The organism is Candidatus Acetothermia bacterium (genome assembly GCA_024653305.1).
In the GTDB taxonomy this organism is placed as follows: domain Bacteria; phylum Bipolaricaulota; class Bipolaricaulia; order Bipolaricaulales; family Bipolaricaulaceae; genus JACIWI01.
In genome coordinates, this window is the sequence record JANLFW010000069.1 from 1 (window position 1) to 610 (window position 610).

1 tRNA gene and 1 rRNA gene are annotated in these 610 nt (G+C 49.5%); both read right to left on the reverse strand.

Going from position 1 to position 610, the window contains the following annotated elements:
- Positions 1 to 151 (reverse strand): 23S ribosomal RNA (locus NUV94_08260); the annotation flags it as partial.
- Positions 152 to 361: 210 nt separating this feature from the next.
- Positions 362 to 438, reverse strand: a tRNA-Ile gene (locus tag NUV94_08265).
- Positions 439 to 610: the final 172 nt, after the last annotated feature.

Here is a 610-nt window from a genome sequence, read left to right on the forward strand (position 1 = left end):
CCCCCGGTTTAAATCACCGGGGGGGTTCCCCCATTCGGAAATCCACGGGTCAAAGGCTATTTGCGCCTCACCGTGGCTTATCGCAGCTTGTCACGTCCTTCTTCGGCTCCTGGTGCCAAGGCATTCACCCTATGCTCTTCTTCGCTTGACCTTTGTGGAACCCGTCTATGGAGCCTTCCCTCCATACACTGTCCTCTCTCGGTTCTCTTTCAAGTGTTTGTCTTAACCATCTTCTTGGTGATTCATTCTCCTAAGAGTCACGTTACTTCGTACCGGTAAACTCCCGTTTACCCGATGTATCGTTACCCTTTTGTCTTCTCATCACTTCTTCTCTTACATTATACAGTTTTCAAGGTGCATGTGGTGGGCTCAAATGGAATCGAACCATCGACCTCACGCTTATCAGGCGTGCGCTCTAACCATCTGAGCTATGAGCCCACGTTCCGGATGTCAGAGGCAGGTTATCCGATCATACAGCCTCATAAACCCCATTACCTCTTCCATTCTCCGTTTTCAAAGCCTGTTGGGCTTTGAAAACTAAACAGTGTGGAAAGGAACCCGGTCTGCTGGATATCCGAGTGAATCTTCCATCCAGATCGACCTAGGATGA